The organism is Dyella tabacisoli (assembly GCF_003350925.1).
Lineage (GTDB): Bacteria > Pseudomonadota > Gammaproteobacteria > Xanthomonadales > Rhodanobacteraceae > Dyella_C > Dyella_C tabacisoli.
In genome coordinates this window covers 45,681-70,411 of the sequence record NZ_KZ857178.1, presented here as the reverse complement: position 1 = coordinate 70,411, position 24,731 = coordinate 45,681, and the positions used below count along the sequence as shown (strand labels likewise).

Annotated in this window: 14 protein-coding genes and 1 riboswitch; of the genes, 11 read left to right on the top strand and 3 right to left on the bottom strand. The window is 61.4% G+C overall.

Annotated elements, in window-relative coordinates:
• Positions 1-85 precede the first annotated feature (85 nt).
• Positions 86-301: riboswitch (cobalamin riboswitch) on the top strand.
• 110 nt (positions 302-411) lie between these two features.
• From btuB to DVJ77_RS14140, 3 genes are all read left to right on the top strand, one after another.
• Positions 412-2,310 carry a TonB-dependent vitamin B12 receptor gene (btuB, locus tag DVJ77_RS14150; protein ID WP_114846162.1) on the top strand — a complete coding sequence of 633 codons (1,899 nt, stop codon included), beginning with the start codon at positions 412-414 and terminating at the stop codon, positions 2,308-2,310.
• A 193-nt stretch (positions 2,311-2,503) separates the two neighbouring features.
• Positions 2,504-5,650 (top strand): efflux RND transporter permease subunit, encoded by a 3,147-nt coding sequence (locus tag DVJ77_RS14145; RefSeq protein WP_114846338.1) that lies wholly within the window; start codon positions 2,504-2,506, stop codon positions 5,648-5,650.
• A 632-nt stretch (positions 5,651-6,282) separates the two neighbouring features.
• Complete coding sequence (locus tag DVJ77_RS14140) at positions 6,283-9,441, top strand: efflux RND transporter permease subunit (RefSeq protein ID WP_114846161.1); 3,159 nt, start codon at positions 6,283-6,285, stop codon at positions 9,439-9,441.
• Positions 9,442-10,091: 650 nt separating this feature from the next.
• On the opposite strand, the gene DVJ77_RS14135 is transcribed toward DVJ77_RS14140, so the two are convergent.
• Complete coding sequence (locus DVJ77_RS14135; protein ID WP_114846337.1) at positions 10,092-10,844, bottom strand: GntR family transcriptional regulator; 753 nt, start codon at positions 10,842-10,844, stop codon at positions 10,092-10,094.
• Between the two features lie 224 nt (positions 10,845-11,068).
• On the opposite strand from DVJ77_RS14135, the gene zwf reads away from it, so the two are divergent.
• The 4 genes from zwf to eda all read left to right on the top strand — a co-directional run bounded on the left by zwf (position 11,069) and on the right by eda (position 15,870).
• Positions 11,069-12,535, top strand: coding sequence for a glucose-6-phosphate dehydrogenase (gene zwf / locus DVJ77_RS14130; RefSeq protein ID WP_114846336.1), 1,467 nt, complete (start codon positions 11,069-11,071; stop codon positions 12,533-12,535).
• Positions 12,536-12,576: 41 nt separating this feature from the next.
• The gene (pgl, locus tag DVJ77_RS14125; protein WP_114846160.1) at positions 12,577-13,281 is read left to right on the top strand and encodes a 6-phosphogluconolactonase; all 705 of its coding nucleotides are present in this window, start codon (positions 12,577-12,579) and stop codon (positions 13,279-13,281) included.
• A gap of 88 nt (positions 13,282-13,369) precedes the next feature.
• Complete coding sequence (gene edd / locus DVJ77_RS14120; protein ID WP_114846159.1) at positions 13,370-15,187, top strand: phosphogluconate dehydratase; 1,818 nt, start codon at positions 13,370-13,372, stop codon at positions 15,185-15,187.
• A gap of 44 nt (positions 15,188-15,231) precedes the next feature.
• The gene (gene eda / locus DVJ77_RS14115; RefSeq protein ID WP_191983704.1) at positions 15,232-15,870 is read left to right on the top strand and encodes a bifunctional 4-hydroxy-2-oxoglutarate aldolase/2-dehydro-3-deoxy-phosphogluconate aldolase; all 639 of its coding nucleotides are present in this window, start codon (positions 15,232-15,234) and stop codon (positions 15,868-15,870) included.
• Between the two features lie 120 nt (positions 15,871-15,990).
• Here eda and DVJ77_RS14110 read toward each other — a convergent pair whose 3' ends face one another.
• On the bottom strand, positions 15,991-16,389 hold the full coding sequence (locus DVJ77_RS14110) for a rhodanese-like domain-containing protein (RefSeq protein WP_114846157.1): 399 nt from the start codon (positions 16,387-16,389) through the stop codon (positions 15,991-15,993).
• Positions 16,390-16,467: 78 nt separating this feature from the next.
• On the opposite strand from DVJ77_RS14110, the gene ftrA reads away from it, so the two are divergent.
• The 4 genes from ftrA to DVJ77_RS14085 all read left to right on the top strand — a co-directional run bounded on the left by ftrA (position 16,468) and on the right by DVJ77_RS14085 (position 20,905).
• A complete protein-coding gene (ftrA, locus tag DVJ77_RS14105) occupies positions 16,468-17,481 on the top strand; it encodes a transcriptional regulator FtrA (RefSeq protein ID WP_114846156.1) in 1,014 nt (337 codons plus the stop codon).
• 252 nt (positions 17,482-17,733) lie between these two features.
• Positions 17,734-18,591 (top strand): EamA/RhaT family transporter, encoded by an 858-nt coding sequence (locus tag DVJ77_RS14095; RefSeq protein WP_114846154.1) that lies wholly within the window; start codon positions 17,734-17,736, stop codon positions 18,589-18,591.
• A 110-nt stretch (positions 18,592-18,701) separates the two neighbouring features.
• Positions 18,702-20,315 (top strand): S10 family peptidase, encoded by a 1,614-nt coding sequence (locus tag DVJ77_RS14090; RefSeq protein WP_114846153.1) that lies wholly within the window; start codon positions 18,702-18,704, stop codon positions 20,313-20,315.
• A gap of 218 nt (positions 20,316-20,533) precedes the next feature.
• The gene (locus DVJ77_RS14085; protein WP_114846152.1) at positions 20,534-20,905 is read left to right on the top strand and encodes a nuclear transport factor 2 family protein; all 372 of its coding nucleotides are present in this window, start codon (positions 20,534-20,536) and stop codon (positions 20,903-20,905) included.
• A 126-nt stretch (positions 20,906-21,031) separates the two neighbouring features.
• Here the strand turns inward: DVJ77_RS14085 and DVJ77_RS14080 are convergent.
• On the bottom strand, positions 21,032-24,731 hold a 3,700-nt coding region (locus tag DVJ77_RS14080; protein WP_225428006.1), incomplete at its 5' end, for an Lhr family helicase.

The following is a 24,731-nucleotide window of genomic DNA, read 5'->3' as shown; positions in this document are numbered from 1 at the left end:
GCGTCTACCGCTTGGCCTCCCAGAGCGGGAGGCCAAGCCTCGCTACACACGACACCTTCCATTGCATTACCCCCCAGTAAAAGCTAGGGTGCCGCCTGTTTCGGGTGTCCCACGGCTTTTCGACCATGGGATGAAACGGGAAGCCGGTGCGATGCCGGCGCTGCCCCCGCAACGGGTAAGCGAGAGATACAGACAGCGATGGCCACTGTGCTCGATCGAGCATGGGAAGGCGCTGTACCGGCACGCGGCTCACCGTGTGCAACTCGCAAGCCCGGAGACCGGCCCGAATGACTCATTGGTGGCTCGCGGTGGGCGAGGCCGAACCACGTGACAAGCGTAAGTCGCTTGCCGTCGTTCTGCGCTGCCCTCCGTCGCGTCGCCTATCCATAGATGCTTCGGGGTAACAAAATCATGAAAAAGACTCTGCTGGCGACGGCACTGCTGTCCTGCACGATGGCTGCCTATGCGGCTGATCCAAACACCACGGCGCTGCCCACGGTCTTGGTCACCGCAACACGTACCGCGATCACCACAGATGAGGCCCTGGCCTCGGTTACCGTGATTACGCGCGAAGACATCGAACGGCTGCAACCGGTGTCGGTTACCGATCTGCTCATTGGCTTGCCGGGCGTCACCGTCGCGCAAGCGGGTGGCCTGGGTCAGCAGACCTCGATGTTTCTCCGTGGCACCAACTCGACGCATACCTTGGTCTTGATCGATGGCGTGCGGGTCGGCAACGTCAACTTCGATCTGCCGGCGTACGAGCAGATTCCGGTCGATCAAATCGAGCGTATCGAACTGGTACGCGGCCCGCGTTCGAGTCTGTACGGCTCCGATGCGATCGGTGGCGTCATTCAAATCTTCACCAAGCGTGGGCAGCGCGATGGCGGCCTCACACCTTCGCTGCGGGTATCCACCGGCAGCAACCACTACGTGGACGGCCAAGTCGGCCTTGCCGGCGGTGATACGCATGCGTGGTACAACCTGAGTCTGGACGGGCAGTACACGCGCGGCATCAATGCCTGCCGCGTCGGCGCGGCCGAGGCAGGCGCAGGCTGCTTTGTCGACGAGCCGGATCGGGATGGCATGCGCAATTGGAACGGTGCCTTCAGCGGCGGTTATCGCTGGGACAACGGTACCGAGCTGACAGCTAGCTGGCTGCGCAGCAAAACCGATATCAAATCCGACGGTAGCCCAGCGGCTGGCAATCTGGTGCAGAACGAACAAGACGTCGCCGGCGCGCACCTGAGCTTTAGCCCGCTGGACATCTGGAAGGTCACGCTGGGCGTCGGCCAGAATCGCGACCGCTCGAACCGTTTCTATCAAGGCTATTACGCCGGCGATTTCTTCAATGCCGCCGGCTACTACGCCCATGTGCCGGCCGGCTATGTCAATTCGCGACGCAATCAGGCCTCATGGCAGAACGACATCAGCCTGGCTACCAATCAGTTGCTCACCGTGGGCGTGGATTGGCAGCAGGAACATATCGCCAGCGACACCGCCTATCTCTCCACAAAGCGCGACGATACCGGCGGCTACGCACAGTACCTGGGTACCTTCGGCCGTAATGAAGTGCAGTTATCGGTACGTCGCGATCACAACGAACAGTTCGGCAACCACACCACCGGCGGCGCCTCCTGGGGTTATGGCTTCGACCACGGCCTGCGCCTCACCGCAAGCTGGGGCAGCGCCTTCCACGCGCCGACCTTCAACGATTTGTATTACCCCTATGGCGGCGGCAATCCGAATCTGAAACCGGAGAAATCGCACTCGACCGAACTCGGCCTGAGCCAGAAGCTGGATAGCTGGAACTGGGCGTTGAATGCCTACCAGACCCAGATCAACCAGCTCATTACGCTAGACAGCAACTACTACCCGATGAACATCAGCAAGGCCCGCATCAACGGCCTGGAAGCTCAGCTCGGTACGACACTGGACGGCTGGCAGGTACAGGGTTACCTGACCTTGCAGCAGCCGAAGAATCGCGACGGCGGTGCGAATGACGGTAATCTGCTGGCTCGTCGCCCGCAACGTACCGCACGTATCGACCTGGACCGCCGCTTCGGTGACATCGGCATCGGCGCTACCTTCAACGCCGCCGGCAAGCGCTACGACGATTTGGCTAACGTGCATCGCCTGGGCGGTTATGCCACCACGGACTTGCGTGCCAGCTATACCTTCGCCGCGGATTGGCAGGTTGAGGCGCGGTTGGCGAATGCGTTCGATCGTCGGTATGAGACGGTGTATTACTTCAATCAGCCAGGGCGGACTTGGTTTTTGACGGTGCGGTATAGCCCTTCTTTGCGTTAAGTGACTTCGGTTGTTTTCGCTAGGTTGATCGCCTGCGGCGGGCGATCAACCTAGCCATAACCCTCAACTTATCTCAAAAAGGAGTACTACCGGCACTACACAACCCCCCACCGCGCAGGCATAAAGCCAACATGACCAAGCGCCATCCACACCATCATCGGCTCGTCCGATGGACCCCGCGAGCACCGCGCCCGTGAACTTCTTCGCGCCCATGATTCGCCGTCCGGTCGGCACCTCCCTGCTTGCCATCGGGCTCACCCTGGCTGGCATCTGTGCCTACATGCTGCTCGGCGTATCGGCCTTGCCGGTGCTGAAATTTCCCGGCATGGCCGTGTATGCCGAGGTACCCGGTGCCAATGCGCAAACCATGGCTTCTACCGTGGCCGCGCCGTTGGAGCGGCATCTGGGGCGCATTCCGGGCATCAAAGAGATGCATTCGGAGAGCAACGACGGCTCGACCTCGATCCGCCTGCTTTTCAACTACGGTAAATCGACCGACAAGTTGGCTCGCGATGTGCAGGCGGCGATCAATGCCGCGGCGATCGATCTGCCGACGAGCATGACGGTGCCGCCGCGCTACTTCAAATTCGATACGGCGCAAATGCCGGTCTTGTTGCTCTCGCTCACGTCGACCAGTTTGCCGCCGGACCGGCTGTTCGACCTTGCCGATACCTTGGTCAAACCAGCGATATCGCAAATCCCCGGCGTGGCGCAGGTACGCGTTATCGGCGGTCGGCCGAAGGCCGTGCGGGTGCAGTTGAATAACAGCGCGTTGGCCAATATGGGCCTTACCGCCAACGACGTGCGCAACGCGCTGTCTGCGGCCAATGTGACCTCGCCGCAGGGCACCTTGAGCAATGGCCTCAGCCAGATGACGGTCACCGCCAATGACGCATTGCATAACCCCGAAGAATTCGCTCGACTGGTGATCGGAACAAAAAACGGCCACTCGATTCGGCTCGCGGATGTAGCGACGGTGGAGAGCGGCCAGCAAGACGAGTACCAGGCGGCCTGGTTCAACAGCACACGCTCGGTGAGTGTGCGCATTACCCGGCGCTCCGAGGCCAACGCCGTCGCCGTCGCCGAGGCCATTCGCGCCAAGTTGCCTGAGTTTCGGGCCTGGCTACCGGCCGATCTGCAAATTACCCCGATCTTTGACCTCACCCAGACCACCAAGTCGGCGCTGCGCGAAGTGCAGATCGCCCTGCTGATTAGCGTTGCTATGGTGGCGGTGGTGATGCTGGTTTTCTTGCGCCGACTGCGGCCGACCTTGATCGCCATGCTCAGCGTGCCGCTGTCGTTGGCCGGCGCCTTCGTAGTGATGTGGGCGCTTGGCTACACGCTCAATACCTTGTCGTTGGTGGCGCTGGTGCTGTGTATCGGCTTTGTGGTGGACGATGCGATCGTGGTGATCGAAAACATCGTGCGCCATATCGAACACGGCCAGCCGCCTTTGACCGCGGCCTTGAACGGCATGCGCGAGATCGGCTTTACCGTCGTGTCGATCACCTTGTCGCTGATCGCGGTGTTCGCGCCGCTACTGTTCGGCAACAACATCCTGGTCATGCTGCTGCGCGAATTCTCAGTGACCCTGGCCGCGGCCGTGGTGATTTCGGCGCTGGTCTCGCTCACGCTTACCCCGGCGTTGTGCGGCTATTTTCTGAAATTCGAACCACCCGGCGCGCGCGCGCCGGGGCGCATGGAGCGTGCGCTGGAGCGCTTCGACCGCCGCCTGCAAGGTATCTACGAACGGGCGCTCGATTGGGCCATGCGTCACCGCCGCTTGATGCGTTGGCAGCCGTTGATCTTGCTTATCGGCACCGTAGGCCTGGCTATCGCCGTGATGAGTACCGCCGGTGCCAACTTCATGCCCGAGGAAGACATCGGCATGATCCAGGGCAATATCAACGCCGATGCCAATATTTCGCCGACGCTGATGGCCGAGCGCGCTCAGCGTGCGGCCAAGATCATGCAAGCCGACCCGGCGGTACTGGATGTAACTACCTTTCTCGGCAGCGACCGCGCCGGTGGCAATGTCGGCAATCTCGCGACTATGTTCGTTGACCTCAAGCCGCTCGGCCACGGTCCTGACCAGCGGCACGACTCCGTCAAACAGGTCATTACGCGGTTGTCCAAGGCCTACAACGCACTGCCAGAGCTGCGTGTCTCGCTCAATGCCATGGGCTTTTTCAACGAAGGCGACGGCGGTGGCCCGAGTTTTCAGCTCATAAGCAGCAACAACATCGACCTGCAACCCTGGGTGTTCAAGCTCACCAAGGTGATGCGCACGATGAAGGAATTTCGCGAAGTCAGCAGCGATTACGACAGTCTCGGCAAGCAACAAATGCTGAAAGTGGACCGCATCGCCGCCGATCGCCTGCAAATCGGCATGGGCATGATCGATTCGGCGCTGTACAACGCTTTCGGTCAAAACCAGGTATCGATCATTTACTCGGACATCAATCAGTATTGGGTGGTGCTCACCTCGTCGGCCGAACATTCGTTGAGCCCTGAAACCTTGTTGAACACCTATGTGCGCAGCCGCCAAGGCCGGATGATTCCACTGTCCGCGGTAGCGCGCATCGAATCGAACATCACCCCATCGCTGGTCATTCACAGCGATCAGCTCGAAGCCGCACAGATCTTCTATAACCTGGCCCCCGGCATCACCCAAGACCGCGGCATGCAATTGATCGAGCAGGCGGTGCAAAACACCCGGCTGCCGGCAGGCGTGCAACTGGGCTATAGCGGCGATAACCAGCGCCTGCAGGAAAGCCAGTCCAACGTTCAATTGCTGCTGATCGGTTCGATCTTGGCGATGTATATCGTGCTCGGCATTCTTTACGAAAGCCTGGGCCATCCGCTGACCATTCTGTCTACTTTGCCGGCAGCCGGTGTGGGTGCTTTCCTCGCGATGCTGGTAACTCAGACACCGCTGTCATTGATGGCGATCATCGCGATCCTGATGCTGATCGGCATCGTCAAGAAAAACGCCATCCTGATGGTCGACTTCGCCCTGGTCGCGCAACGCGAACGCGGGCTGTCGGCAGCCGAAGCCATTCGCGAAGCGGCCATCGTGCGCTTTCGCCCGATCACCATGACCACCCTGGTCGCGATGGGTGCGGCGCTGCCGCTGGCGATCGGTTTCGGCATCGGCTCGGAAATGCGCCAGCCGCTGGGCATAGCCATCGTTGGCGGGCTGTTGATATCGCAACTGTTGACCTTGCTCAGCACGCCGGCGATTTATTTGTGGAACCACGACCGGCTCATCAAGAAGGCAGCAGGCCGCGAGCGGCGCGCTGCCAAGCGTGCGCTGAAGGCGAGTGGCCAACTGGCGTAACTGTGCGGCCAGCTTGCGAGCAGAGAAGTAGTTGAAGGTCTGTAGCAAGAGCGGCCCCCCTCCCAACCTCCCCCTGCAGGCAGGGGGAGGGGCAAAAGCGGCGCGAGGACTGGCTTTTGACGTTGCTCTTGACCTTGGGGCCCCTGTGCGTCGGTGAGGGTCGGACGACAAGGCCCGCAGGGGGCTCGACATGGATGTCGAGCCCTTTTCGCCAGGGCAGGAAGCCCTGTCGAAAAGCCCGGCCGACCCTCACGTACCCGAAGGGCGACTCACCGGGGTGGCCTTCTCTTTGGTTACTTTCTCTTGGCCACTCAAGAGAAAGTGACTCGACCACCGGCAGGTGGCCGAAAGCCCGCCGCAGGCGAGCCAGCTAGCCAAAACATTCACTGGCTGGAGCAGATCATTTCGCAATACCTTGAATGGCTGGTTCCAAGAAAACGAACCCTATCCACGCCCCTGCCTTTCGGCAGGGCCGGACTTCAGGCACATTCGCATGTCATGTACGGCAGGCATAAAGTCAGCATGATTGAACCTGCCGCATACGCTGCGTTCGAATACCCGCAGCGCTATGCAGCGCATCATTGCCTGTGCGGGGCCCGCAGGATACGTTCCAACGATGGCCTGGGAGGCCTGTGAATATTTTCGCACCACTGATTCGCCGCCCGGTCGGCACCTCGCTGCTCGCGTTGGGGCTGATCCTGGCCGGCGCGTGGGCTTACATGCTGCTGGGCGTGGCGGCGTTGCCGTCGCTGGAATTCCCCGGTGTTTTTGTGGTGGCGCAGATGCCTGGCGCCAGTGCTCAAACCATGGCCAATACGGTGCTGGCCCCGCTGGAGCGTCATCTAGGCCGCATCCCTGGGGTGGAGGAAATGTACGGCAACGCCACCGAAGGCTCGGCGAGCGTGCAGGTGCGCTTCACATATGGCCGCAGCGCTGACAAAGCCGCACGTGACGTGCAGGCCGCGATCAACGCCGCCGCCCCGGATTTCCCCAGCGGCATGCCTTCCCTGCCGCAATATTTCAAATTCGATACATCGCAGATTCCCATCCTGTTTATCGCGCTGACCTCGACCAGTTTGCCGCAGGATAAGTTGTACGACCTTGCCGATACCATGCTGAAACCCGCCGTGGCGCAGATTCCCGGCGTAGCCCAGGTGCAGGTTTTCGGCGGCACGCCGCATGCCGTGCGGGTGGAATTGAACACCGCAGTGCTGGCTGCCAAAGGGATGAGCGCCAACGATGTCAGCAATGCGCTGACCGCCGCCAATGTCACCTCACCGCAAGGTTTGCTGACCGATGGCCACACGCAGATGACCGTCACCGCGAACGACTCGCTGCATACGCCGGAAGAATTCGGCCGTATGTTGATTGCGGTGAAGAACGGCATACCGGTGCGCTTATCCGATGTGGCCACCGTGAGCAGTGGCCCGCAAGACCAGTACCAGGCTGCCTGGTTCAGCGGCAGCCGTGCAGTGGCGATGCAGATCAGCAAACGAGCCGAAGCCAACGCCGTAGCCACGGTAGAGGAGATTCGCGCCAAGTTGCCCGGTTTCCACCTCTGGATGCCGGCCGACGTGGTGATGACGCCGATCTTCGATCTCACTCAAACCACCAAATCGGCATTGCACGAAGTAGAGATCGCCTTGCTGATAAGCATCGTGATGGTGGTGCTGGTGATGTTGGTGTTTCTGCGTCGGCTACGGCCGACCTTGATCGCCACACTGAGCGTGCCGTTGTCATTGGCGGGCGCCTTCGTGGCGATGTGGACGCTCGGATACACACTCAATACCTTGTCGCTGGTGGCGCTGGTGCTGTGTATCGGCTTTGTGGTGGATGACGCCATCGTGGTGATTGAAAATATCGTGCGCCATATGGAGCACGGTGAGCCTCCACTGGAGGCTGCCTTGATCGGTGTTCGCGAGATCGGCTTTACCGTGGTTTCGATCACCTTGTCGTTGGTGGCAGTGTTCGCACCCTTGCTGTTCGGCAACAACATGCTGGTCATGTTGCTGCGCGAATTCTCGGTCACGCTGACCGTGGCGGTGGTGATTTCCGCACTCGTCTCGCTCACCCTTACGCCGGCGCTATGCGGATATTTCCTCAAAGTCGAGCAGCCCGGTGAACGCACGCCGGGCCGGCTAGAGCGAGTATTGGAACGTTTCGACCGCCGCCTGCATTACCACTATGAGCGCGCCCTGGATTGGGCCATGCGCCATCGCCGGATCATGCGCTGGCAACCGTTGATTCTGCTGGGCCTGACGGTGGTGCTTGCCATCGCCGTCGCGAAAACCGCAGGCGGCAACTTCATGCCCGAAGAAGACATCGGAATGATTCAAGCTGATATCAGCGCCGACACTAATATTTCACCCACGCTGATGGCTGAGCGCGCTCAACGCGTTGCCGGCATCATGCAAGCTGACCCGGCCGTACTTGATGTGCTGACCACGCTTGGCGCCAACGACGGCAATGGCGCCGTAGGCAACACCGGCAGCATGTTCATCGACCTCAAGCCGCTCGGTAACGGCCCCAATGATCGCCGTGACAGCGCCAAAGTGGTGATGGCGCGGCTTGCCAAGCAATACGACGTCATGCCGAACACCAAGGTGACGCTTAGTCTGGTGCAGTTTCTCGGTGGCGGCGGCAGCGGCGATAAAGGCGGCAAGTACGAATTCCAGCTCATCGGCACCAACGGCGAGGACTTACAGCCATGGGCCTTGAAGATGGTTCGCCAAATGCGCACCGTCAAAGACATACGGGACGTCACCAGCACGTTCGAACGCACCGGCAAAGAGCAATTACTGAAAGTCGATCGCGAAGCCGCCAGCCGTCTGCGGGTGAGCATGGGCATGATCGATACGGCGCTGTTCAACTCGTTCGGCCAGCGCCAAGTCTCGGTGATTTACTCCGATATCAACCAATACTGGGTCGTGCTGACTGCATCGAATGCGCAATCGCTAAGTCCCGAGACCTTGCTCAACCTCCACGTGCGCAACAACCAGGGCATGATGATTCCGCTATCGGCGGTGGCGCATATCGAGCCGAACATGAGCCCGACGAAAATCCGCCACCACAATCAACTGCAGGCAGCGACTATCAGCTACAACCTCGCTGACGGCGTAGCGCAAGACCAAGGCATCAAATTGGTGGAACAAGCGGCGCTCGCGGTGCGCCTGCCCTCTGGCGTGCACGTGGAATACACCGGTGACAACCAACGCCTGCAGCAAGCGCAATCCAACGGCATGGTGCTGTTGCTCGCCTCGATCCTCGCCATGTACATCGTGCTTGGCATTCTCTACGAAAGCCTGGGCCATCCGCTGACCATTCTGTCCACCCTACCGGCCGCCGGCATGGGTGCATTTCTGGCCATGCTGGTCACGCAAACTCAGGTCACTTTGATGGCGATCATCGCGATCTTGATGCTGATCGGCATCGTCAAGAAAAACGCGATTCTGATGGTCGACTTTGCCCTGGTCGCCCAACGCCAGCATGGCATGTCGCCGCCCGACGCGATTCGCCAGGCGGCCCTGGTGCGCTTCCGTCCGATCACCATGACGACCCTGGTGGCCATGGGCGCCGCCTTGCCTTTGGCGATCGGTTTTGGCGTGGGCTCGGAGATGCGCCAGCCGCTGGGCGTAGCCATTGTCGGCGGTTTGCTGGTGTCTCAATTGCTGACATTGCTGAGTACGCCGGCGATCTATTTATGGAATTACGATCGCAAGATTCGCAAGGCGGGGCGTAAGGAGCGGCGGGCGGCTAAGCGGGCGTTGAAGGCGGCGAATCAGGCGGCGTGATATGGCTGGCTGGTCGCCTGCGGCGGTTTTCGGACCCCTGCCGGGGCCCGAGTCACTTTTCTTTGAAGTGGCCAAAGAAAAGTAACCCAAAGAAAGGCCACCCCCATGCAGCGCTCTCCGGGCATCCTGCCCTGCGAGTGTGTGAGGCTTGGCCGGGCTTTTCGACAGGGCTTCCTGCCCTGGCGAAAAGGCATCGACATCCGTGTCGATGCCCCTACGGGCCTTGTCGTCTAAGCCTCACCGCTGCAAAGGGGCCCCGAAGAGCAGCGCGCGTCCTGCGCGCACTCGGGTGCGACTGCGAGCAGTCGCCGATGAATGAAGGGGTGAGGGGCAAAAGCGCAGTGTTCACGGCTTTTGACGTTGCTCTTGATCTTGGCCTTTGACCTCGGGGCCCCTGTGCGTCGGTGAGGGTCGGACGATCAGGCCCGCAGGGGACTCGGCATGGATGCCGAGTCCTTTTCGCCAGTGCATGGATGCACTGTCGAAAAGCCCGGCCGACCCTCACGCACCCGAAGGGCGACGCGCGGGGTGGCCTTCTCCGTTGGTTACACCATCAAGAGAAAGTGACTCGACCACCGGCAGGTGGCCGAAAGCCCGCCGCAGGCGATCCAGGTCGCCATACAGTTGAGTCGCTTATCGCTAAAGAACCCTCAATCCGTCTGCAACTCAGCAACAAAATCGTAAATATCCCCGCGATACCAAGAACTGGTGAACTCCACCACCCGGCCATCATCCAGAAAACCGCGCCGCTCGATATTGAGGCCGGCACTGCCAGTAGCCACATGCAACAAACGTGCTTGCTGTGCGCCGAGCGAAACAGCGCGCAAGCGTTGCAACGCACGGCGCGGGCGGCAGCCGAACTTCTCCAGCGCTTCGTAGAGCGAGTCGTGTACCAGCATAGGGTCGGGCAGCACGCTGGCGGGTACCACGCTGCGTTCGATCGCCAGCGGCTCGTCTTCGGCATAGCGCACACGATGCAGGCGTACTACCAGCGAGCCTGGCGAAAGATTCAGCGCCATCGCTTCTTCCGGCGTGACCTCGCCAATGCCGCGCTCGGAAAACTCCGAGCGTGGATGCAGCCCGCGTGCGCGCAAGTCCTCAGTAAAGCTGGTCAGTCGCGACATCGGTTTGACGATACGTTCAGCGACGAAGGTGCCGGCGCCGTGGCGCTGCGTCAGCAGGCCTTCCTCGACCAGGCCGGCGATCGCCTTGCGAATGGTCACGCGCGACAGATTGAGTACGCGCGATAAGTCGCGCTCGCTGGGCAGGGTTTGTCCGGGTTCGATGTCACGGTGTTCGATGACGTTACGAATGGCCCGCCGCAGCCTTAGATAGGCAAGTGGTTGATGTATCGCCGAATCATCGCAGAGGCGGCGGTATTCGTTGGCTAGGGCGGTTTCCATGGCGCGAACGATACCAATGACCATACCAGTAGAGCAACTGGCGCGTGGTTACGCGGTTGCTGGCGGATACCAGCTTGCTTGAATACTGGATGGCATGGGCCGTCAGGCCGCATACGTATGCATGGGGCGATAGACGCTGGCGTGATCTGGTATTTCACTGGTACGATCCTGGGCGATCCGGCACGGCATTCCGGCCGTTGCCCACATCGTTCGAGGATATCGAAGTGACGGCTTCCCAGGCTCAGGTCGAAGCGTTCGATCTGGTGATTTTTGGCGGTACCGGCGATCTCGCCATCCGCAAGTTGCTACCTGCTTTATTTCATCGTTTTGTCGACGGCCAGATTCCGGCCGGCAGTCGCATCATCGGCGTCGCTCGCGAGTCGCTGGACGACGATGGATACCGTTCCAGCCTGCGCACGGCGTTACACGAGGCCGGCGGAACCAAGGCCAAAGTCGACGCCTTCCTGAAACAGGTCGGCTACCGCCCATTGGATGCACGCAAAGATGAGGGTTGGGATGCGTTCGCCGCGCTGATCGGCGAGCAGTCTGAGCATGTGCGGGTGTTCTACCTGTCCACGTCGCCCGAACTGTTTGTCGATATCTGCGCGCGGCTGGGCCATCACGGGCTCAATCACGGCAAATCGCGAGTTGTGCTGGAGAAGCCGATCGGCCGCGACCTGGCCAGTGCGAATCAGATCAACGATGCCGTCGGCCGTGTGTTCGCCGAATCGCAGACTTTCCGCATCGATCACTACCTGGGCAAAGAAACCGTACAGAACCTGCTCGCGCTGCGTTTCGGCAACGCCTTGTTCGAGCCGCTGTGGAATGCCGAGCATATCGATCACGTGCAGATCACCGTGGCCGAAACCCTGGGTGTAGGCCACCGCGGCGCTTATTACGACCGCGCCGGTGCGCTGCGTGACATGCTGCAAAACCACATGCTGCAGTTGTTGTGCATGGTGGCGATGGAGCCGCCTTCGTCGCTGGCGCCCGATGCGGTGCGCGACGAAAAGCTCAAAGTGCTGCGCTCGCTGAAAGCGATTGACGAGACCAATGCGGCACAAGTCACCGTGCGTGGCCAATACCGCGCCGGCGCGAGCGAAGGCCAAAGTGTGCCGGGCTATCTCGACGAGCTTGCAGGCGGCAAATCCAATACGGAAACCTTTGTCGCGTTGAAGGCCGAGATCCAGAATTGGCGCTGGGCTGGCGTACCGTTCTATCTGCGCACCGGCAAGCGTTTGCCGTCGCGGGTGTCCGAAATCGTGGTGGTGTTCAAACCCGTACCGCATTCGATTTTTGGCGCTTCGGCGGGCCCGTTGGCGCAAAATCGACTGGTCTTGCGCTTGCAGCCCGATGAAGGCGTAAAGCTGTGGCTGACCATCAAGCATCCCGGTCCAGGTGGCCTGCGTTTGCGCCATGTACCGCTGGACATGAGCTTTGCCGAGGCATTCGGCGTGCAGCAGCCCGATGCGTATGAGCGTTTATTGCTTGACGTCGTACGTGGTAACCCCACGTTATTCATGCGTCGTGACGAAGTGGAAGCGGCATGGCGCTGGGCCGACCCGATTCTGGCCGCCTGGTCCGCCAGCGGTGAAGCGCCGCGGCCATATACCGCCGGCAGTTGGGGCCCTAGCGCGGCAGTAGCGCTGATCGAGCGCGATGGCCGTACCTGGAGTGAGGACGGCGAGTAAGCCCGACTCACCTCTCGCACATCTATGCCGCTGAGTTCCTCATGCTAAATGTCACTACCCACAGCTTCACCGATGCGCTTGCACTGGCCCAGGCCTTGGCCGACCGTATCGCCGAGCATCTGCGCGCGGGCATCGCTGAGCGTGGTGCGGCGCTGTTGGCTGTTTCGGGCGGCAGTACGCCGAAACATGTTTTCGAGCGGTTGTCGCGACAGTCGCTGGATTGGTCCAAAGTGCAAGTCAGCCTGGTGGACGAGCGCTGGGTGCCTGAGAGCAATGAGCGTTCAAATGCACGGCTGGTGAAATCGCTGTTGCTGCAGCACGCTGCTTCAGAGGCGCAGTTCGTGCCGCTGTATGCCGATACCGCTACGCCCGAAGCAGGCCTTGCCATCGTCAAGACACGTATCGCAGCGTTGGCGCTGCCATTCGATGCCGTCATTCTCGGGATGGGTAACGACGGTCATACCGCTTCGTTCTTTCCCGCTGGCGATCGGCTCGACGAGGCGCTGGATCTGCACAGCAGTGTGCGTGTACTGCCCATGCGCGCGCACGGCGCCGGCGAGCCGCGCATTACCTTCACTCTGCCCGCGCTGTTACAGACCCATGCGCTGTATCTGCACATCGAAGGCGAGGCCAAGCGTGATCTGCTCGCGAATACGCGGCTGGGGATTGGCGAGGCGCGCAACTATCCGGTGCGTGCCGTGCTGGAGCAGTCGCGTGTGCCGGTGTCGGTCTATTGGTGTCCATGATCCTGATGTGTGTGACCCAGCAGCGGGTTCATTTTGATAGAAGGCGCCGACCATCGCGCGGCGCCGATTTCCGTTTCGGAGTTTTGTCATGAGTACGCTGCATCCCGTTATCGTCGAAGTCACCGAGCGTCTGCGCGAACGCAGTCGCCCGACCCGCACGGCTTATCTTGGCCGGATCGAAGCCGCCGAGGGTCCGGGGACGCATCGCGAACGGCTTTCATGCGGCAACCTCGCGCATGGCTTTGCCGCATGCGAGCCGCACGACAAGGCAGCACTGCGTGCGGGCTATACGCCTAATCTGGGCATCATCAATGCCTATAACGACATGCTGTCGGCGCATCAGCCATACGAGCGCTATCCGGCTCTGATCCGTGAAGCCGCGCGCGAGGCCGGCGTCACCGCACAAGTTGCCGGTGGCGTGCCGGCGATGTGCGACGGCGTGACCCAGGGGCGCGCGGGCATGGAGCTGTCGCTGTTCTCGCGCGATTTGATCGCCATGGCAACGGCCGTATCGTTGTCGCACGACATGTTCGACGGCGCGCTCTACCTCGGCATCTGCGACAAGATCGTGCCGGGCTTACTGATCGGTGCGTTGAGCTTTGGCCACTTGCCCGGCATTTTCGTGCCGTCGGGGCCGATGCCAAGCGGCATCACCAACGAAGCGAAATCCAAGGTGCGCCAAGCCTATGCCGAGGGCAAGGCCGATCGCGCCGAGTTGCTCGAGGCGGAGGCTGCGGCCTATCACGCGCCAGGCACCTGCACGTTCTACGGCACTGCAAACTCCAATCAAATGCTGATGGAGATCATGGGTCTGCATTTGCCCGGCTCCAGTTTCGTCGCGCCGGACACGCCACTGCGCGAAGCGCTTACCGTCGAAGCCGTGCGCCGGGTGGCTGCACTCAGCGAAGTCGGTGCCGGTCATTTGCCGCTGGGCCACATCATCGATGAGCGCGCCATCGTCAACGGTGTGATCGGCCTGCATGCCACCGGTGGCTCCACCAATCACCTGCTGCATCTGGTGGCGATCGCACGCGCGGCCGGCATTGAACTGCGCTGGGACGATTTCGACGCGCTGTCGTCGGTGATCCCATTGCTGGCGCGGGTGTACCCGAACGGCTATGCCGATGTAAATCAGTTTCACCAGGCCGGCGGCATGGCTTTCCTGATCGATCAACTGCTCGATGCCGGCTTACTGCATCGCGACGTGCGTACCGTGTTCAGTACCGGTATGGACGGCTATACCCAAGTGCCCGAGCTGAATGAGCAAGGTCGGCTGCATTGGACTGCGGTGGCCAAAGAGAGCGGCAATCGCGGTGTGCTGCGCGGCACGGCCGAACCTTTCCGCGCCGATGGCGGCTTGCGCATGCTCGATGGCAATCTGGGGCGGGCCGTCATCAAGGTATCGTCCGTACCCGATGAGCGCCTGGTGATCGAAGCACCGGCGCTGGTGTTCCACGACCAGGACGATGTGCGCCGAGCCTTCGAGCGCGGCGAGTTGAATCGCGATTTCATCGCAGTCGTGCGGTTCCAGGGGCCACGCGCCAACGGTATGCCCGAGTTGCACAAGCTCACTCCGACACTCGGGGTGTTGCAGGATCGCGGTCATCGCATCGCCTTGCTCACCGATGGTCGCATGTCGGGTGCCTCCGGCCGCGTGCCGGCGGCGATCCATGTAACGCCCGAGGCCGAGGCCGGTGGCGCGATCGCCAAGATTCGCGAAGGCGACATGATTCGTCTCGATGCGGCGACGGGGCGTCTGGATGTCCTGGTGGACGCGGCCGAGTTTGCCGCGCGCACCCCGGTCACGGCCGATCTTTCCGCACATCACATCGGTATGGGACGTGAATTGTTCGGTCTGTTTCGTCAGGCCGCGACGACGGCTGATCTTGGCGCGGGCGTACTTTGAATGTGTTTCTTACCCCACTGGGCAAATAGGCCTTCTCTATGAGCATGGAACACAAGCAGCGGCAAATCGAAGCCACCCTGCGCCTGGCGCCGGTGGTACCGGTGGTCGTTATCGACGATGTGAAAGCCGCTGTGCCGATGGCACGCGCCCTGGTTGCGGGCGGCATTCCGGCGATCGAGGTAACCCTGCGCACGGCTGCGGCATTGGAGGCCATTCGCGCCATCGCTGCCGAAGTCGAAGGGGCGATCGTCGGTGTCGGCACCGTGTTGAGCGCAAAAGATCTGCATGCGGCTGAGCAGGCCGGCGCGCGGTTTGCCGTATCGCCAGGGGTATCGCCGCATTTATTGGCCGCCGCCGATGACAGCAACTTGCCGTTGCTACCCGGTGCCGCCACCGCCAGCGAAGTGATGGCCTTGCTGGAACGCGGCTATCGCTTCCAGAAATTTTTTCCGGCGGTGCCGGCCGGCGGGGCGAAGCTGCTCAGTGCCTGGGCCAGCCCGCTGCCGCAGGTTCACTTTTGCCCTACCGGCGGCATCAGCTTAATCAGTGCGCCCGAGTTTCTGATGTTGCCGAATGTGCTTTGCGTCGGCGGCTCCTGGCTTACCCCGGCCGACAAGCTCAAGAACGCCGACTGGGAAGGTATCGAGCAACTCGCGCGCGAAGCGTCGGCACTCTGCGGCTGATCGCTTCGGCGCGCAGTTCGCACAAGGCGCGAATCAAGGCAGCCGCCCGCTTGATGAGCGGGCGAGCTGCAACGCGATGGCGAGAGCCCAGTCGCTCAGCCTATATATCCATTGCGATTTTCAGGCGTGCCGCTCAAGCCCAAAGCCTTCATCGATCCAGCCGGTGAGTCCGCCGATCATTTCCTTGACCGGCCGTCCGAGCTGGGCCAACTTCACCGCTGCCTTATTGGCACCGTTGCAATGCGGGCCCGCGCAATAGACCACGAACAACGTATCGGCCGGATACTCCGCCAGACGCTGTTCGTTGAGGGTGCGGGTTGGTGCATTGATGGCGCCAGGCAGATGGCCGGCGGCGTACAGCACGGGCGTGCGCACATCGAGTAGCACGAAGTCCTTCGTTTCGTGATGAGTGGCGTAGTACACGTCGGCACAGTCGGTTTCAAAGCTCAAGCGTGCCTGAAAATGGGCAAGCGCTTGTGCGCTGGCGGCCGCGGGAACGCGATGGATGACGCTGCTCATAAGCTACTCCGGTCGAGGTGATGGCGTCAGTTTGAACACTGGCAAGGCTGAGCGACATTGGCGAGAATGCCAGTCACCATGAAAAAACCGCCAAAGCGTTCTCGCACGCGTCCATCCACGTTGCGTCCGGGGCCATCTAACCGTCAGGTGGCCGTCCTGGTCTACGACGGGCTATGCACTTTCGAATTCGGGATTGCGGTGGAGATGTTCGGCATGCCGCGGCCTGAGATCGCCGATTGGTACGACTTCGTGCTGTGTCCGGTCGATCATGGGCCCATGCGCGCGGCGGGCGGCTGGTGTCTGTCGATAGATGGCGTGCCAGCACGCCGAGATCTAGAGACCTTGGCGCAGGCCGGTACGATCATCGTGCCGGGCTGGCGTGGCGTGGATGCCGCGCCATCACCGGCCCTGCTCGATGCCCTGCGTGCCGCACACGCGCGCGGTGCGCGGTTGCTGTCGTATTGCTCAGGCGTGTTCGTGCTTGCCGCCACCGGCCTGCTCGATGGCCGTTGCGCGACGACTCATTGGCGCTATGTGCAGGCATTGGCTGAGCGCTACCCGCGCATCCGCATCGAGCCGGATGTGTTGTATGTCGACGAAGGGAATCTGCTTACCTCGGCGGGCAGTGCTGCTGCGCTGGATCTTTCTCTGCATCTGATTCGCCGCGACTACGGCCCGCAGATTGCCAATCAGGTGGCGCGTCGCGCGGTAGTACCCACGCATCGCGATGGCGGCCAGGCCCAATTCATTCCCGCACCGCTACCCGAGCAAGGCGCATCGCTCGGCACTCTGTTGGAGTGGATGCGCCGCCGCCTCGATCAGCCACTGCCACTGAGCCTGCTCGCCGAACGCGCCAAAATGAGTGAGCGCACCCTGCTACGCCGTTTTGAAGAGGCAACCGGCAACACACCCAAGCAATGGCTGACCCGCGAACGGCTGAATCGTGCATGCGAATTACTGGAAAGCGGCAACATGCCGATCGAGCGCATCGCCGATACCTGCGGCTTTGGCAGCGCCGATACACTGCGCCATCATTTTCGCCGCACACTGCAGGTGAGTCCGCTGCGTTATCGCGAGCGATTTGGGGGTTGAGAGTGGGAGCGGAGGTAAAGCAGGGAGCGAAGGTAAAGCAGGGAACGGGGAATGGGGAACGGGGAACATGAAGTTCTAGGGGATATTGCAGGTCCGCGTTCTTTTTTGATCTTTTTTGTTTTTTCTCTTGCTTTTTTGCTTCTGCTTTTTAGGCTTTTCCCCGTTCCCCGTTCCCCGTTCCCCGTTCCCCGTTCCCCGTTCCCCGTTCCCCGTTCCCCGTTCCCCGTTCCCCGTTCCCTCTCCAGGCCAACCATGAGCTACATCCTTCTCAGCGTCATTTGCAGCGTATTGGTCTCGGTGTTGCTCAAGCTGGCGCGTCGTTTCGATGTCGATGCGGGGCAGGCCATCGCCTGGAACTATGTGGTGACCAGTGGGCTGACGGCGTTGGTATTGCATCCATCGCTGGCGGTATTGCAAAGCGCGCAGGCGCCTTGGCTGGGCTTGGTCGGGTTGGGGTTGTTGTTGCCGACGATCTTTCTCGCGCTGGCGGCATCGGTGCGTCATGCCGGCATCGTGCGTAGCGACGCGGCGCAGCGTTTGTCGCTGCTGATCTCGTTGCTGGCGGCTTTTCTGCTGTTCGGCGAGCCATGGGTGGCGCTGAAAGGCATCGGTATCGCACTGGGCCTGCTGGCCTTGCTGTGCATGGTGTGGCGCGTAGACGAGAAGCAGGCAAGCGTCGGTGTTGCCGCATGGGTCTGGCCGCTGGTGGTATTCGCCGGTTTCGGCGTCATCGACATCTTGTTCAAGCGGGTCGCGCTTGCCGGCGTGCCTTTGGGGGCATCGTTGCAGGTGATGTTCGCGTTGGCATTGCCGGTGGCGTTTGCGTTGCAACTATGGCGTGTGGCGCGCAAGCAAACCCGTTTCACCCTGCGCAGCGCATGGGCGGGCGGGCTGCTTGGCCTGGCCAATTTCGGCAATATCCTGTTCTATCTGCGCGCGCATCAGGCCCTGCCGCAGCATCCCTCCCTGGTTTTCGCCAGCATGAATATCGGCGTGGTCGCGCTGGGGGCGTTGGTCGGCATCCTGGTTTTTCGCGAGCGGTTGAGCCGGCTTAATCTGTTCGGAGTGTTGTTGGCTGTACTGGCGATTGTGCTTATTACGCATAGCTGAGTTTCAAGCTCGGGGGCAAGTTATGACTTCTGGGGTATGAAACTGTCGGCTTCGGTGCCTAAGCTGCGTTTCCGGGCGCTTGCGCTCCAGTGATCGAGAGCTGTTTCCCCATGCGTAAGCTTCCCCTCGCTGCGGCGCTGGTCGCGCTGTTACTCAGTACGGCTACCTTCGCGGCTAACGACAAGCAAGACAAAGATAAGCCCGAGGAAAACAAAGCCGATAAGGCCGAGATGGCCTTGCTACAGCCGCAGTCATCTGAGAGCACCGGTTCGGTCAGCGTGGAAGGCAAGCGCATCGATTACAAAGCGGTCGCCGGCACCCTGGTCTTGCATGGCAGCGGCGATAAAGAGCACGAGCCGCAGGTCAGCATGTTCTACGTCGCCTATTTCAAGACCGGCGCAGAGCCAGGCAAGCGGCCGGTCACCTTCATTTACAACGGTGGTCCCGGTTCGGCAACGGTGTGGCTGCATATGGGAGCGTTCGGCCCGAAGCGCGTGGTGACCCGCGACGATAGCCACACGCCGGCCGCCCCTTATGGTTTGGTCAACAACGACTACAGCCTGCTCGACACCTCTGACCTGGTTTTTATCGATGCGCCGGGCGCCGGCTTTAGCCGCCTGATCGCCGCCGACGAAGACAAAGGCAAGCGTGACGAGCAGATGAAGGACCGCCGCAAGGCGACCTACAGCGTGGATGGCGATGGCCATGCCTTTGCCCAGTTCATTACCCAGTTCTTGTCCAAGTACGGTCGCTGGAACTCGCCGAAGTATCTGTTCGGCGAAAGCTACGGCACCACTCGCTCGGCGGTGTTGGCGAACATTCTGGAGAACGAATCCAGCGTGGATCTCAACGGAGTGATTCTGCTGTCGCAAATCCTCAGCTTTGACACCAGCATCGACGGCGCGCAAACCAACCCGAGCGTCGACCTTCCCTACGTGCTGGCGCTGCCCACCTTCGCCGCCACCGCTTACTACCACAAGAAACTCCCGCAAACGCCGGCTGCGTTAGAGCCCTTTCTGCGTGAAGTGGAGCAGTACGCGATGGGCGATTACGCGCAAGCGCTGATGCAAGGTGCGCGGCTCGACGCGACGCGCAAACAGGCAGTAGCCGAAAAGCTGCATCAATACACTGGTCTGCCGGTGGCCTATTTGTTGAAGGCCGATCTGCGCGTCAACGGCGGCATGTTCGAGCAACAGTTGCAAAGCGATGCGGACATCACCACCGGCCGCCTCGATGGCCGCTTCTCCGGCCCGTCGCTCGACCCCTTGAACAAAGATTCGCAATACGACCCCCAGTCCTCGGCCATCAGCGCCGCTTACGTGGCCGCTTTCAACGACTATGTGCGCCGGCAGCTCAAGTTCGGCGATGGCCGCGGCTATCGTTTGTTCGCCGACGTCGACCATTGGGATTTCTCGCATAAAGCCCCTGGCAGCAGCGATGCGCTACAGCAATCGACCAATGTCATGCCCGACCTGGCGATGGCGATGAAGACCAATCCGGGTTTGAAAGTATCCCTGCACGGCGGCTACTACGATCTGGCCACGCCTTACTACGCCGCTGACTACGAGATGCACCATCTGCCGATCCCGACCACCTTGCAGAACAACATCAGCTACGCCTGGTATCCCTCGGGCCATATGGTCTACGCGCACGAGGATTCGCTGAAGCAACTGCACGATAATGTGGCGCACTTTATCCAGCAGACGGATAACGTGAAGAGGTGATTAAAGGCGGGGAACGGGGAATAGGGAACGGGGAACGTGGAGTTCGAGGGGCTGTTGTGGCGCCGCGTTCTTTTTTGATCTCGATATGTTTTTGTTCTTGCTCTTTTGCTTTTGCTCTTTAAGCTTTTCCCCGTTCCCCGTTCCCCGTTCCCCGTTCCCCGTTCCCCGTTCCCCGTTCCCCGTTCCCCGTTCCCCGTTCCCCGTTCCCCGGACTCTCTATGCGCGCCCTGATCGACCGCTACATCGATGCCTACAACCGCAAAGACGTGGAGGCCATGCTGGGGACGATGCATCGCGAGGTGGTGTTCGAAAACTACAGCGCCGGGATGTTGGGTTTGCGTACCTTGGGTATCGAAGAGCTGCGTCACCTGGCGGAGAGTTCGCGGCATTTGTTCTCGGTGCGGCGGCAGACTATTACGGCGTATCACCAAGACGCCGGCACGGCACATGTCCAGGTTTTCTTCGAGGGCACGTTCGCGGTGGATCTGCCTAATGGCGTGCGTGCCGGCCAGGTTATCGCCATGCCGGGGCGCAGCGAGTTTCGCGAGCGCGATGGTTTGTTGGTTTATATCGCCGATTACAGCGAGTAGGCGGACCGCTCCCAACTCTCCTCCACAAGTCCCGAATAGGGACTCCCTTCGGTCGCAGGGATGGCATGGCGTGCTTTTAGCTCCTCCCCCTGCCTGCAGGGGGAGGCTGGGAGGGGGTGAGCAGCCTCAACGCCGCATCGACAAACCAACCGCATCAAGCCCAGCATCATGTCCCGCCCGACGCAACAAAGCATTGCGCCAGCGCTGGTGCTGCACGGCATCGCTCTCTATCAACCATTGCGGCTTGTTCGCCACTAACGCGGCCACTGCTACGCCGTCTTCGTACAGCACGCGAGTGCCGATCAAGGCGGGCAATCGATCGCCACTCAACACCGTGCCCACCAGGTTGAGCGGATCGCAGCCGCTAAGGCAAATTAGCTGCCCCTCGGGTTCGCGCTGACGCACGTTGCGTAGTTGCCCAATCGCCTCGGGCAGGGCGAATTGTTCACCGATCAGGCCTTCGACAAAACGTCCGCCACGAATTTCGCCGCGTGCTTCGAGTCGGTGATACACCCGCAGCAATTCGCGCCAGGTGGGCAGCCAGGGCGCTTCGCGCTCCAGCAGCTTCCAGAACACCACGCCATAGCGTTGCAGCAAGCTGCGCGCGATGTGCTCGATTCTCTCTCCATCATCCTTGGCAGAAGAGGGCTGTGCCGACGGACGCAACAACGACCAGCGCCCTGCATCCTCGATGCCGCTCAACATATTCCGCCGCAGCTTGCGATGGCGGTGGGCATCGCGTTTGGCCGCCGGCAGCAACAAGGCGCGCAAGCCGGCGAAGCTGTCGGCAGTGACGCGGCCTGCGGCAACCAGTTCGCCCAGTGCGTCTTCCAACTCGGTGCGCAGCAGGCGAGTGGCGTCGATCAACTCGTCGAAAAACAGCGCGCCATGACTGGCAAGGGCATCGGCAACGGCTTGGGAGCGCGATGAAATCAAACTGTCCTGCAGATTGTCCGCACGAGCCATGGACGCCCATACGGCCATGTTTCGTCGTGGCAGCAGCACGATGGGCGTGGCGCGTATCGGGCCACCACTACCGCCACCACTGGCGCGCAAGCGATTCCAGCTAATGCGGCCGGCGCGGCATTGCTCGTCCAGCCAATGCGTGGAGTAATCCTGGATGCGCGCCGGAAGCAGTTCAGCCTCCCAGGCGCCAGCGGCGGCCTCGTAGCCTTCTAGCTGAGTAAGCACGGCGGGCAGGGCCTCCGGGCCACTCAGCCGTGCATTGGGCGCGAGGTGCTGCCATTCAAACAGAAAGCGCATCAAGTCGCGCCGGCTCACTGGTTCGATTTCGCGGCGCAGGCGGCCGATGGTGTAGCGATGAATGCGCGCCAGCAAATGCCGTTCACACCATTCGGTTTCACTCGCCGCCGGAGTAAACAGGCCCTGGATCACATAGCCTTCCGATTGCAGTCGGGTCAGGGCCAGCGCGACCTCATCTGACCCAACCGCAAGCGCACGCGCCAACGACGCCTCCGTGACCGGACCTAAGCCAACCAGACGGCCGCGAATCAGTTCAAGCAATGCGTCGTCACGAGTCCAGGCCGTGGCGTATTCGGCAGGGACGGCTATCGGTGGCTGCGGCGTCGCGTCGGGTTGCAACGCTTGCCATAGCGGCAGCTTTTCCGCGGCGATCCAGACGGCGGTCGAAGCCGCTTCCGGTGCGGTGGGCAAGAGCTGAAGGCGGGTTGCCCGTTGCGCTTTCGCCAACGCTTGCAGCCATCCCTCCCAGCCCTGGTTATCCGCCGCTTCACTGGCCGTGACAAACCCAAGCACGCTCAGTGCCTCATGCATCTCGTCGGCATGGCGTACATCGGGCCATGCCTCCGCGCGTACGGCGGCGATGGCGTCGGCGTCGAGCTTGCCCAGATCGTCGGCATCGTTGTCGCGGTGGGTGGAAACGATGCGCGTGCGGCGCTCTTCCAGCGGGGCATCGTCCAGGAAGGCATAGGGCGCGGCGTTCAACACCTCGGCGGCGAGCGGGCTGGGCGCGGTGAGGTCGCGGGCAACCACCTCGACCGAGCCATCCTCCAGCCCGCGCAGAATGCGCAGCAGGCCATCGACATCCATCGCTTCGCGCAGGCAGTCGTGCAGGGTTTGATTGACCAGCGGATGATCTGGAATCTCGCGCTCGCCGACGATGTTTTCCTGGCACGCCACCTGGTCGGGGAACACCGTGGCAAGCAGGTCTTCGCTTTTCATGCGTTGCAGTTGCGGCGGTACTTTCTTGCCGCCGAGAAAACGCGGTAATGCCAGTGCGGTCACCGCGTTCCAGCGCCAGCGCGCGGGAAACAGCGGTGCATCGAGCAAGGCTTGAATCAGTACTTGCTCGGCGCTGTTGGAGTGCAGGTAACGGGCGACTTCCTCCAATGGAAAGCTGTGGCTGGTCGATAGCGACAGCACAATCGCGTCCTCGGTCGCCGCCGCTTGCAGCTCAAAGTTGAACTGCCGACAGAAACGCTTGCGCAGCGCCAGGCCCCAGGCACGATTGATGCGGCTGCCGTAGGGCGTATGTATCACCAACTGAGTGCCGCCGGATTCGTCGAAGAACCGCTCGAATACCAAGGTTTGCTGCGTCGGCAACACGCCCAGCGCAGCCTTGGCCTTGGTCAGATAGTCGGCCAGTTGCTGCGCGGCGGCTTCGTTCAAACCCAAATCGTGAACCAGCCAATGCAAGGCATTGCCATCGTCGATATGTACGGCGATTTCTTCACGCAGACGCGATACGCCCAGCGATAACTCGTTGCTGCGGCCGGGCGCTTCGCCCAGCCAGAACGGAATGCTTGGCGGCACGCCGTGCGCATCTTCCACGCGCAAACGATCCCGCTCCACCCGCAAGATGCGATAGCTGGTATTGCCCAACTGAAAGATATCGCCGGCCATGCTCTCGACCGCGAAATCTTCGTGCACCGAGCCAATCACCGTGGCCTGTGGCTCCAGCACCACCAGGTAATCAGCGGTGTCGGGAATCGCACCGCCGGAGGTGATCGCCGTGAGCCGCGCACCTCGCCGGGCACGCAGTTGCTTATGCACCGCATCGCGATGGATATAAGCCGCACGCGCGCCGCGCCGTGTGGTAAAGCCCTCGGCAAGCATGCGCACGATGGCGTCGAACGATTCTCGCGGCAACGCGCGATAGGGATGCGCCCGACACACCAGCGTGTATAGCGCGTCTTCGTTCCATTCCTGGCATGCCACCTCGGCGACAATCTGCTGCGCCAGCACGTCCAGCGGTTGCGGAGGCAGTATCAACGCATCCAACTCACCGCGGCGCACACAATCGAGCAGTGCGGTGCATTCGATCAAATCATCGCGGGTCGTTGGAAAAAGCCGCGCCTTGGGCGTGCCGTTGACTGCATGGCCCGAGCGTCCGGCGCGTTGCAGAAAGGCGGCAATCGAGCGTGGCGAGCCGAGTTGGCAGACCAGATCCACATCGCCGATATCAATGCCCAGCTCCAGCGAGGCGGTAGCCACCAAGACCTTGAGATCCCCGCGTTTTAGCCGCTGCTCGGCATCCAGTCGCTGTTCTTTGGCGAGGCTGCCGTGATGTGCGGCGACCGCTTCTTTACCCAATCGCTCGGACAAGTGCCGCGCAAGGCGCTCGGCCATGCGCCGCGTATTGACGAAGACCAGGGTAGTGCGGTGCTGCTGGATCAGCGCGGCCAGTTGGTTGTAGATCAGCTCCCAGCAGTCATTGGACATCACCGCTTCGAGCGGTACCGGCGGTACTTCGATGGCGAGGTCGCGCGGGCGCGTGTGGCCGACGTCGATAATGGTGCAGCTATGGCTCCCTCCCCTGTGTACAGGGGAGGGCTGGGGAGGGGTG

Bases quoted from the DNA above. Each gene is read 5' to 3' on its own strand.
- btuB (WP_114846162.1), top strand. From the start codon at position 412: ATGAAAAAGACTCTGCTGGCGACGGCACTGCTGTCCTGCACGATGGCT.
- DVJ77_RS14135 (WP_114846337.1), bottom strand. From the start codon at position 10,844: ATGGAAACCGCCCTAGCCAACGAATACCGCCGCCTCTGCGATGATTCG.
- pgl (WP_114846160.1), top strand. From the start codon at position 12,577: ATGCTAAATGTCACTACCCACAGCTTCACCGATGCGCTTGCACTGGCC.
- edd (WP_114846159.1), top strand. From the start codon at position 13,370: ATGAGTACGCTGCATCCCGTTATCGTCGAAGTCACCGAGCGTCTGCGC.
- eda (WP_191983704.1), top strand. From the start codon at position 15,232: ATGGAACACAAGCAGCGGCAAATCGAAGCCACCCTGCGCCTGGCGCCG.
- DVJ77_RS14110 (WP_114846157.1), bottom strand. From the start codon at position 16,389: ATGAGCAGCGTCATCCATCGCGTTCCCGCGGCCGCCAGCGCACAAGCG.
- ftrA (WP_114846156.1), top strand. From the start codon at position 16,468: ATGAAAAAACCGCCAAAGCGTTCTCGCACGCGTCCATCCACGTTGCGT.
- DVJ77_RS14095 (WP_114846154.1), top strand. From the start codon at position 17,734: ATGAGCTACATCCTTCTCAGCGTCATTTGCAGCGTATTGGTCTCGGTG.
- DVJ77_RS14090 (WP_114846153.1), top strand. From the start codon at position 18,702: ATGCGTAAGCTTCCCCTCGCTGCGGCGCTGGTCGCGCTGTTACTCAGT.
- DVJ77_RS14085 (WP_114846152.1), top strand. From the start codon at position 20,534: ATGCGCGCCCTGATCGACCGCTACATCGATGCCTACAACCGCAAAGAC.